At 43.2% G+C, this 11352-nt stretch carries 8 protein-coding genes; 6 read left to right on the forward strand and 2 right to left on the reverse strand.

Going from position 1 to position 11352, the window contains the following annotated elements; translation table 11 throughout:
* The first annotated feature begins 224 nt into the window (after positions 1-224).
* Positions 225-1763 (forward strand): sodium/proline symporter PutP, encoded by a 1539-nt coding sequence (gene putP, locus FTU91_RS13960; RefSeq protein WP_180043352.1) that lies wholly within the window; start codon positions 225-227, stop codon positions 1761-1763.
* Positions 1764-1827: 64 nt separating this feature from the next.
* Here putP and FTU91_RS13965 read toward each other — a convergent pair whose 3' ends face one another.
* A complete protein-coding gene (locus tag FTU91_RS13965; protein ID WP_086196356.1) occupies positions 1828-2313 on the reverse strand; it encodes an Lrp/AsnC ligand binding domain-containing protein in 486 nt (161 codons plus the stop codon).
* 118 nt (positions 2314-2431) lie between these two features.
* Here FTU91_RS13965 and putA point away from each other — a divergent pair, with 118 nt between their 5' ends.
* The 4 genes from putA (at position 2432) to FTU91_RS13985 (ending at position 9611) form a co-directional block, all read left to right on the forward strand.
* Positions 2432-6202 carry a trifunctional transcriptional regulator/proline dehydrogenase/L-glutamate gamma-semialdehyde dehydrogenase gene (gene putA / locus FTU91_RS13970; RefSeq protein ID WP_180043354.1) on the forward strand — a complete coding sequence of 1257 codons (3771 nt, stop codon included), beginning with the start codon at positions 2432-2434 and terminating at the stop codon, positions 6200-6202.
* Positions 6203-6518: 316 nt separating this feature from the next.
* Complete coding sequence (trmA, locus tag FTU91_RS13975; protein ID WP_180082533.1) at positions 6519-7601, forward strand: tRNA (uridine(54)-C5)-methyltransferase TrmA; 1083 nt, start codon at positions 6519-6521, stop codon at positions 7599-7601.
* A 251-nt stretch (positions 7602-7852) separates the two neighbouring features.
* Positions 7853-8083: a hypothetical protein gene (locus FTU91_RS13980; RefSeq protein ID WP_086196359.1), complete on the forward strand. Its 231-nt coding sequence runs from the start codon at positions 7853-7855 to the stop codon at positions 8081-8083.
* Between the two features lie 316 nt (positions 8084-8399).
* Entirely contained in the window at positions 8400-9611 is a 1212-nt protein-coding gene (locus FTU91_RS13985) for an OmpP1/FadL family transporter (protein WP_180082535.1), read from the forward strand.
* Between the two features lie 17 nt (positions 9612-9628).
* Here the strand turns inward: FTU91_RS13985 and FTU91_RS13990 are convergent, their stop codons facing one another.
* Positions 9629-10402: a phosphodiester glycosidase family protein gene (locus FTU91_RS13990; RefSeq protein WP_257221750.1), complete on the reverse strand. Its 774-nt coding sequence runs from the start codon at positions 10400-10402 to the stop codon at positions 9629-9631.
* A gap of 143 nt (positions 10403-10545) precedes the next feature.
* Here FTU91_RS13990 and FTU91_RS13995 point away from each other — a divergent pair, with 143 nt between their 5' ends.
* Positions 10546-11079 (forward strand): lecithin retinol acyltransferase family protein, encoded by a 534-nt coding sequence (locus FTU91_RS13995; protein ID WP_180043360.1) that lies wholly within the window; start codon positions 10546-10548, stop codon positions 11077-11079.
* Positions 11080-11352: the final 273 nt, after the last annotated feature.

Below are 11352 nucleotides of genomic sequence, written 5' to 3' on the forward strand. Positions count from 1 at the left end.
GTCATGAGAAAGCCCATATAAATGGGTAGTGTACAAGTTGCTGTAGAAGCATTTTTAATTCGTCTGATCACAGATACTTTATAAAGTATTTTAATACTTTTTTGAATCCGTCAATGCGTAAGTCCTAGGTAATTTCAATTTTATGGTTGAATCAGCGCCTGAGTGAACCTGCACAAAAAATCATCTTGGAAAGATGTTATTCATAAGGACATAAGGATGCGCCCATGAGTCAACTTAACCCCACCCTCATCACATTTATTTTTTATATTATTGCCATGGTTGGTATAGGACTGTATGCCTATAAATCCACCTCCGACTTTTCAGATTACATTCTGGGCGGACGCAGTCTGGGCAGCGTGGTCACCGCCCTTTCCGCAGGCGCTTCCGATATGAGTGGATGGCTGCTCATGGGCTTACCCGGTGCAATCTATCTTTCAGGCTTGTCGGAAGCCTGGATTGCAATTGGCCTGATTATTGGCGCATGGCTGAACTGGCTGCTGGTCGCCGGCCGCTTACGGGTGCATACCGAAGTACAGAACAATGCCTTAACCCTGCCGGACTATTTCACCAGTCGTTTTGGGGATCGCAAGCGTATATTACGGATGATCTCGGCTCTGGTGATTCTGGTGTTTTTCTCCATTTACTGCGCGTCAGGCATGGTGGCAGGTGCACGATTATTCGAAAGTATTTTTGGCATGTCTTACACGACGGCACTCTGGATCAGTGCAATTGCCACCATCAGCTATGTATGTATCGGTGGCTTTCTAGCGATTAGCTGGACCGATACCTTTCAGGCAGGACTGATGATTTTCGCGCTGCTGCTGACGCCGATCATGGCCTATATGGCCATCGGTGATCATAGCCAGCAGTTTGCCACAATGATTGAAACGGCTCGCCCGCATGCCACCAATATGCTTTCAGGATTAAGTACGGTCGCCATTTTATCATCACTGGCGTGGGGCTTAGGCTATTTTGGACAGCCGCATATTCTGGTGCGTTTTATGGCAGCAGATTCAGTCAAGACCATTCCGGCAGCACGTCGTATTGGCATGAGCTGGATGATTCTATGTCTAGGGGGTGCAGTCGGAGCCGGTTTTATTGGCATTGCCTACTTCCAGCATCATGCAGAACTTGCAGGCGTGGTTTCCCAGAATCCTGAAACCATCTTTATGGAACTGACCAAAATTCTGTTTAACCCCTGGATTGCAGGCGTAATTTTGGCCGCCATTTTAGCTGCGGTGATGAGTACCCTGAGCTGTCAGCTTCTGGTCTGCTCCAGCACCCTGACGGAAGATTTGTATAAAGCATTCTTACGCAAAAATGCTTCGCAAAAGGAACTGGTTTGGGTTGGACGCTTGATGGTACTGGCGATTGCCGTACTTGCCATTATTCTGGCAAGCAATCCAAACAGTAAGGTTCTAGGACTGGTTGCCTATGCCTGGGCCGGTTTCGGTGCTGCATTTGGTCCGCTGATTATCCTGTCCTTGTTCTGGAAACGCATGACCTTAAACGGCGCGATTATGGGGATTATTGTCGGTGCGGTAACCGTTATTTTATGGAAAAACACCATGGCCAGTACCGGTTTATATGAAATTATTCCCGGTTTTATTCTGTCATTTGTGAGCATTGTCGTGGTCAGCTTATTAGAAAAAGCTCCTTCGCAAGAAGTACTTCAGCGTTTCGAGCAGGCTGATCAATTGTACAAGAAAGAAATGGCAGAACTGCAAAAGGGGCTACCCGCCCAATCTAAGAATGGAGGATAAAGCTTTGAGGATATTTTCTTTCACCAGATAAACTTCAAGGGGCATTAAGCCCCTTGTTTTATTTTTATCCTTTATTTTTCAGATAAATTTTAGAACTTTCCTTAATCACTTCCATCACCGGATAACTTCGTGTCTCTTTAATTCCGGGAAGACGCCACAGGACCTGCCCTGAAATTTTCCGGAATTCTTCCATATTGGCACAGCGGATTTTCACAACAAAATCAAATCCGCCACTGATCATGTGACATTCCACAATTTCAGGATATTGCATGATCGCATCAGAAAATTCCTCCAAAACATTGGGGGTAGTTTTATCCAGTAAAATCTCGACAAACACCACGAAACTGGCATTAAGCATGTCAGGATTCAGCTTGGCTTCATAGCCCAGAATAAACCCATCTTTGGTCAGTTTCTGTACCCTTGCCAAAGCCGCGGTCGGGGATAAATTTACTGCTTCGGCCAGTTTTATATTCGAAATCCGGCCATCATTTTGCAGAATATCTAAAATTTTGATATCTGTTCGGTCCAGGGTAAAAATCGGGCTGTACATCAGAATTATTCTCTAAAATGAACCAAAATTATAGTGAGTTATTCGGCATTCTTTCTGTAATCATAAATTATATAAAGCATTTTACTCAACAAAAATTTGGCAGTCACAGGATGTTGGCATGAATATAATGGACACTGAAACCCGCTTTGACCAGACAAAACCTCACTTTGGATATATTACCGAATTCAAAGAAAAAAATGATTATGAAGTTGAGGTAAATACTGCCTGGCGCCGTGCTGAACCTGACTGTGTTGAACATTTACTGGAACATAGCCAGATTTCTGAACAGCTGAACCAGCGTATTTATGATCTGGCATTCGATCTTGCTCATAGCTTACGGGAACGTAAAAGCTCGAACGGTAAAGCCGGGATCGTACAGGGATTATTGCAAGAGTTTTCACTTTCCTCTCAGGAAGGTATTGCCCTGATGTGTCTGGCTGAAGCCTTGCTGCGAATTCCGGACAGCGCGACACGGGACTTGCTGATTCGCGACAAAATCAATCAGGGCAACTGGAAAGAACATGTAGGGCAAAGCAGCCTGATGTTTGTCAATGCGGCTGCCTGGGGGCTCATGCTGACCGGAAAACTGATGGAAACCCCAAAACAAAAGACTTTATCCAGCGTGCTCACAGGGCTTTTAGCCCGTAGTGGTCGCGGGATTATCCGTAAAGCTGTGGATGTCGCCATGCGGATGATGGGCGAGCAGTTTGTTACGGGTGAAACCATTCAGGAAGCGCTAGAACATGCAGAACCGCTAGAAGATAAAGGTTTCCGTTATTCTTATGACATGCTCGGTGAAGCCGCGCTGACCGAACATGATGCTGAACGCTATTTCCAGGATTATAGCAATGCCATCCATGCCATTGGTCAGGCCTCCAAAGACAAAGATGTCTATGACGGCCCGGGTATTTCCATCAAGCTTTCCGCCCTGCATCCACGTTATCAGCGTGCACAAATACATCGCGTACATGAGGAGCTGTATCCAAAAGTACTGCAATTGGCAGAACTAGCAAAACGCTACAATATTGGCCTGAACATTGATGCCGAAGAATCCGAACGTCTGGAAATTTCTTTAGAACTATTAGAGCGTTTATGTTTTGAGCCGGGCCTTGCCGACTGGAAAGGCATTGGTTTTGTGATTCAGGCCTATCAGAAACGCTGCTTCTACGTGGTGGACTATGTGGTGGACTTAGCCACACGCAGTCAAAAACGCCTGATGATCCGTTTGGTTAAAGGTGCTTACTGGGACAGTGAAATCAAGAAGGCCCAAATTGAAGGCATGACGGACTACCCGGTGTTTACCCGTAAAGTGCATACCGACCTGTCTTATATTGCCTGTGCGAAAAAACTGTTGGCTGCGCCAGAGCAGATTTACCCGCAGTTCGCGACACATAATGCCCAGACTCTTGCAACCATTTATCATTTGGCCGATCCGAACCAATACTACAGTGGCCAATATGAATTCCAGTGCCTGCATGGCATGGGTGAACCACTGTATGAACAGGTGGTGGGCAATAAAACAGATAACAAACTGGGGGTGCCGTGCCGTATCTATGCCCCTGTAGGGAATCATGAAACCTTACTGGCTTATCTGGTAAGACGTTTACTGGAAAATGGCGCCAATACCTCTTTCGTCAACCGCATTGCAGATAAAAGCCTAAAAATTGAAGATCTGATTGAAAATCCGCATGCAGAGATTTTGAAAAATGCAGCCAAAGAATCACAGGTGGGTCAGAAGCACCCGGCTATTCCCCTAGCACCTGATTTGTACGGTGATATCCGTCCAAACTCAGCGGGTCTGGATTTAGCCAATGATCATGACCTGACCGACCTCAACCAGACTGCACACAACCTGAGTCAGCAGCAATGGCAAGCGCAGGTTTTGGGTAAAAACCTCGGTCTTGAAAATGACTCAAATGATGCAAGTTCGCAGTCACTTCTTATTGTCAATCCTGCCGATCATCTAGATATCGTGGGTCATGTACAGGAAGCAAGCGCTGATCAGGTCAATCAAGCCCTAGATCATGCCGTGAATGCACAAGCTGAATGGAGCAATACCGCTAAAGACACACGTGCCGCTTACCTACAGCGTGCAGCAGATATCATGCAATCACGCATGCAGGAACTGATGATTCTGTTATGCCGTGAAAGTGGTAAAACCTATGCCAATGCCATTGCCGAAGTTCGCGAAGCAGTCGACTTCCTGCGTTATTACGCAGCGCAAATGATCGATCTGGATCGAGATACCGTGATTCAACCCTTAGGTACGGTATTATGTATCAGTCCATGGAATTTCCCTTTGGCGATTTTTACCGGACAAATCTCAGCGGCACTGGTTACTGGAAATACTGTCATTGCCAAACCGGCTGAACAAACGCCACTGATTGCAGCGCAAGCGATTCAGATTTTGTGGGAAGCCGGCATTCCTCAAGATGTGCTACAGCTACTGCCGGGGCAAGGTGAAACAGTCGGTGCACAATTAAGCAGTGATACGCGTATTCAAGGCATCATGTTTACCGGGTCAACCGAAGTCGCCAAAATTTTGCAAAAGACCCTGGCGCAAAGACTGAGTCCATCAGGTCATCCTATTCCACTGATTGCGGAAACAGGTGGGCAAAATGCCATGATTGTTGACTCGTCGGCATTGACCGAACAGGTGATTCTGGATGTGGTGAGCTCGGCTTATGATAGTGCCGGCCAACGCTGTTCTGCCCTGCGTGTGCTCTGCGTGCAAGAAGACAATGCCGATAGTGTTATCCATATGCTGAAAGGTGCCATGCAACAACTGCGTGTTGGCAATCCCGCGCTATTAAAAACCGATATCGGCCCGGTAATTGATCTTGAAGCACAAAACAATATTCAGAAACATATTGATCAGATGCGTGGTAAAGGTCATTCCGTACATCAACTGATGTTAAATCCTGAACAGGATCAAAGCCTAGCACAAGGGACTTTTATTCCGCCGACTTTAATTGAATTGCCGAATCTGGACGATTTGCAGCGTGAAGTATTTGGTCCAGTTTTACATATGATCCGCTACAAATATGGTCAATTAGAACAGCTGCTTGAGCAGATCAATGCCAAAGGTTATGGTCTGACCATGGGACTGCATACCCGTATTGATGAGACCATTCAGACTGTCATTGCACATGCAGAAGTCGGCAATTTGTATATCAACCGTAATATTGTCGGTGCGGTGGTCGGTGTTCAGCCTTTTGGTGGTGAAGGCTTGTCCGGTACAGGCCCTAAAGCTGGCGGCCCGATTTATCTGTACCGTTTGATGCAGCACTGCTCTGCGAAAAAACTGGCTCGACCATTTGCAACTCAGGCACAAGCCACACAGCCAGCGCATCAGCCTTTATATGACGTGTTTTATCAATGGGCAGAAAAAACCTTCCCTCAATATCAATTGCAACCGTGCCCTGCATTCTGTGCTGGCCATCATTATGAATTGCGAGGTCCGACCGGTGAAAGCAATCAATATGTAGTGTTGCCAAGAAAACGCGTGCTGTCTTTAGCGGAGCAGGAACAGGATCAGATTCAGCAATTGGCGGCAATTTTTGCGGTTGGCAGCCAGCCTGTGGTTCTGGCTGAAAATACCTTTGTGCTCAAATATCTTTCTAAAATGCCCAAAGAAATTGAACAGCGTTTTGCCGTAATCCAGAACATTGAAAGCGCTGATTTTGATGCCGTACTGCATCACGGCAGTAAAGCACAACTGCAATACTTGCAAACTCAAATTGCTGCCCGTTCCGGGGCGATTATTGGCATCACGCATTTAAAACCGCTGGATCATAATATTCCTTTAGAACGATTGGTGATTGAGCATGCCATCAGTATCAATACCGCAGCCGCAGGAGGTAATGCCAGCCTGATGACCTTAAATTAAAACCTTAACCTCAACCCAAACTTAAAAATATACGTCAGCGCTTAACCCTATAACGACGTATCGTTTCCTCTTTGCCAAGTCAACTTCTCCCTGGTCTGGTTGACTTGGTTTCTTTTTGGTTTTGAAATCATTTAAACCATCCTGATTTTTTCCTTTGAATAAAAATCTGCCTTTATCATTCTTAATATCAAAAAAGCGCATTTGAATTTGAGTTCAATCACTATATTTCTGCTGCTGATTGGGGAATAAGTTTAGTCATCTTAGGCAAACTTTGTTACCATCCCTGTTTTCAATGTGTTTGTGATTTTTACTGCATATGACTTCAGCTTATCAGTTACAACTTGATGCCAAGATTGCACGTATTTCTGCTCAATTTGCCGAGTTTAATCCCCCTTCTTTAGAAGTATTTCAGTCGCCTGAACAAAACTTCCGTATGCGCGCAGAATTTCGGATTTGGCATACTGACGACGATATGTTTTATGCGATGTTTGAACGCAGTGAAGATAATCAAAAACAGGTGATTCGCATTGACGAATTCCCGATAGCCGATAAAAGCATTAACGATTTAATGCCTGTTCTGTTAAAAGAACTGAAAGCGACAGAAATTCTATCCAAGCGTTTATTTGAAGTTCATTTTCTAGCAACATTAAAAGGTGAAATGCTGGTTTCACTGGTTTACCGTTGCACACTCAATGCAGAATGGGAAGTTGCAGCAAAAGCACTGTCTGATAAGCTCAACATTAAAATTTATGGTCGTAGCCGTGGTCAACGTGTCATTTTGACAGATGATTATGTGGTGGAAGAGTTAAAAGTATTCGATCGTACTTATCAATATAAGCAAATCGAAAGCAGCTTTACCCAGCCGAATGCACAAGTCTGCCAAAAAATGCTGGAATGGGCATGCAATGCGGCCAAACAGTCAGATAAAGACTTACTGGAATTGTACTGTGGCAATGGCAACTTTACCCTGCCACTGTCCACCAAGTTCAATCGCGTACTGGCAACCGAATTGGCCAAATCATCGGTCTACGCGGCGCAGTGGAATATTGAACAAAACCAGATTGATAATATTCAGGTGGCACGTTTATCGGCTGAAGAATTTACCGAGGCCTATAATGGCGAACGTGAATTCCGTCGCTTGCAGGAAGCAGAAATCGACATCACCAGCTATGACTTCGATACGGTATTTGTTGATCCACCGCGTGCAGGTATTGATGATGAAACATTAAAACTGCTACAGCGTTTTGAACGGATCATTTATATCTCATGTAATCCGGACACTTTACAGGACAATTTAAAGACTTTATCGAGTACGCATAAAGTGACCAAATTTGCCTTGTTTGATCAGTTCCCTTATACCCATCACGTCGAGTCGGGTATGTTACTGGAAAAAATTTAAACAATTTATTTCTTTGTTAAGTTTGTAAATATATTTACATCAATGAAGCTCAATTGAGCTTCATTTATATTTCATTGAAAATAAATCATTTATAAATAATTCTGAATAGAAAATCTCATAATATCGTTAAAGTGTTCAATTACTATCGGAAAATTAAAGGTTCAATTGATTCTTTTATAGCTTTGGTAGACTTGTATTCCTCAAAAAACTGGATATATTTCGATCTATGTTAGGTTGTGTATGAAGGCTCTATGAGTTTTTGGCAAAAGCTGTTTTCTGCTCATCAACAGCAAAACGAACACAAGAATCAAATCTCGTGTGTTGAAAATGATTGCTCTTGCAAATCAAATGAACAATTGATCCAGGCTTTAACTCAAACAACAGATGAAAAAGTCATCATTGGAATTAAGAAAGTTTTAATTTCAAGAGGTTATAGCCGAAAAGAGTTAAATGAATTACAGCATCTACCACTGCGACAATAGAGTCTAAACCCTCTATATGAAGGCATTTAGTCAACTAAATGCCTTTTTATTTGCCCCCGAAAATTGTTATATAGCCCATTATGGCCAAATTTTAATACTTCGAAACATAGTTCCCATCATTTTTCCAGAATCTGCTATGCCACACAATGTAAAAGTGCTCTACTAGAATAAGAATTTTAACAAACCGATAGAACAGCCAAGCAAGTAAGAATAAAAGCAAGCAAGAATACAAGATAAAAAACAACAAGAGCAAAAAATAAAAATAAGCCTAAAAAGGAAAATATATGAAACGGTATTATCCTGGACTGGCAATATTATGCAGCCTATCTCAAGTCATAGTCTGGCGGCAACCATGGATCAATCAGGACAATCCGTGTTGCCTTTTCTAGAATCAGGGCATTATTTTGAAGCCTCCATTACTGCTGCCGATCCTGAAGTGTCCGGGCATACCTTAGGTTCACGTCCAGATCTGGTTAATCCTGACAGTGCTGATAATACAACCGATAATATTGCCCAGACTTTCCAGTACCAGAGTGCCGCACTGAAACTGCAATTCGTTCCAAATTTCTCTTTTGGCATTCTCTATGATCAGCCATTTGGTTCAGATTTACACTATCCATTAAAAGACAATGGCAGTTTCTCCGATACCGCACTGAGCCAGCAAGGTACTCAGGTCAATGTCGACAGCCAAAACCTGAGTTTTATTTTAGGTTATCAACCTGTCAAAAATATTAACCTGTATGCCGGTCCTGCCTATCAAACCGTGGAAGGTCATGTCGCGCTACGTGGGCTGGTATATGCCCAATTTAATGGTTATAACGCCAAATTTAAACAGGATGCTGGCCTCGGCTGGAAAGCGGGTCTTGCCTATCAGTTTCCCGAGCTCGCACTAAAGGCTGCCTTGACTTATCACTCGAAAATAAATCATAAAATCAATGTAGAAGAAAACATTTTGGGCACACCTCTACTCCTAACAGACAATGCCAAAACCAAAATTTCTACCCCACAATCGGTCAATCTGAATTTCCAGACCAGTATCATGAGCGGAACTTTACTGTACTCGAACATACGATGGGTCAACTGGAAAGATTTTGTGATACGTCCTACCCAGTTCGGCGCATTATCGGCACTTGCCACCACGACCCTTAGTAATGGCAGTTATAGCGCAGGATTTAATCTGGATGATTATCAAAAAGACCAATGGAGTGTGACCTTAGGCATGGCACGACAATTAACCACGAAATGGTCCGCTGCTTTTGATCTCGGCTGGGATTCAGGCACGGGTAATCCTAGATCAATTTTAAATCCTACCAAGGGTTACAAAAATATAGGCTTGGGATTTCAGTTTAATCCTGAATCCAACTATTTTATTTCAGGGGGGATCAAATACTATTGGCTTGGTGATGCCACCGCACAAGATGGCACTTATTATCTTCCTCTTCCCGGGGTATCTGAAGCTTCACAGGTCGGTGAATTTAACAACAACCATGCGATAGGCTATGGTTTAAAAATTGGCTACAGGTTTTAATGGCTGGCGAACTTCATTTATTGAGTAGCACAGTTCTGTTGATCAATATAGGCCACCATCGGTCCCAGATTAAACAATGAATCTGAACGTTTTAACTGCGGAATATAGGCACTAGAGATTGAGCCGTCCAGATACAAGGCATTTTGCACTTTAAGCTGTTGTTGAAAAAATTGTGCAAATTGATAAAAACTCAACGCATTTCGACTGATCACAAAATATAAGCTTTGATCTTTAATCCCGACAGCATTTCTGATCTTAAAGGAATCTGAATCTTTTAAAAATTGGGGATTAATCTGCCCATCAATCACCAGCATAGGCCCCGATTGCGTCGCGTATTCGGCATTAAACTTGAGCTTTTGATAACTTTCTGTCTTTGCGATCAGGCTGTGATGCCGATTCCAGGCCAATACGCCATTGGGTTGCAGATAAAAATTGCCATATGCCTGTTTGACCGTGTTCAGTTTTTTCTGTTGCCGAGCTGCTTCAATATATAACCCGACCGGAGAATAGTCTGCATGATACATCCCGGCATTCATGGCAAAGAGCAGCTTTTCACATGCTTTCAGCTGTTTTGCCACAGCTTTAAATTTACCTAAGGGTTGATGGGTCTGGCGATCATTTAAAAACAGGCGCAAGTTTTGTGGCTGATCAATCTGAACAATGTCTACATCTACAATATCAGTCTGCCAGCGCCGGGTATAAAGCTCTGCATAGGTGATACTGGTCAAACTGAGTAAGGTGATAACTGCACATTTTATTAACAATATTTTCTTCATGCTGCTATGGCTCATGAGGTATGCTGAATCCTGACATTTTTAATGCGCTGTAGTGTCATAAAAGCTAGTCAACTCAGTGAAATAGTCGATTCTTTTATAAAGAAGCAGTAAACTAAGTCACTAAAATATATTTGTAACTTTATTGGTTAAACGTCTACATGCAACAGCAGAAAATACGATTTCCTTTAGGGACGCATCTTATCGTTAAACATTTTGGATATTCTCATCACGGCATTTATGCAGGACGTGGCCGGGTTATTCATTATTCAGGTTTTGCCCATTTATTTAAGAAACGTCCCATTGAGATTACCTCACTGGAAAAATTCAGCTTTGGTAAAACCATTATTATCCAGCAATATAACAATCCTAAATTTCGCGGCCGCAAAGTGGTACGGCGTATGCGTTCACGAATGAACGAAAACCAGTATCATCTGATTATTAACAACTGCGAACATTTATGCACCTGGGCCATTACCGGTGTGGAAAGCAGTCCTCAAGTCATCCGCATGATGAACCGTTTAACCACTATTGGTTATGTCAGCTCTCTCATGAGTTTTATGAACAGCATGCTGCTGACCCTCACCACCACCTGTTTTGCATTGGTGTTGTACATCAAGAAAAAGTTACGTGATAAAGCAAAAAAACAGATTCCGCATTATTTATGGTTAAAAGAACAGAATCCCAAGCAGTGATCGAACCGGTCTGTCTTTTCCATTGCAGCCATAAAATTCCAAGTGGCCTCAACCAGAACAGGAGATGTTTTAGTGAGCTGCAGGATGACGCTTTTTCTATCTGTAGCTCCTAGGCTTACCCCCGATCCATGACAGTTTATATTCAGATTTCTCTGTACACGACAAATTTCATAGGATCCTTGTCCTATCAGGCTTTTTCTTTCTTAAAATTGCTAGCACTTTCTTAAATTCTTCTTTTTTTCCAAAACCAATCAAACGTAGAATAGCCATTTG

This window comes from Acinetobacter sp. YH12201 (assembly GCF_013418145.1).
In the GTDB taxonomy this organism is placed as follows: domain Bacteria; phylum Pseudomonadota; class Gammaproteobacteria; order Pseudomonadales; family Moraxellaceae; genus Acinetobacter.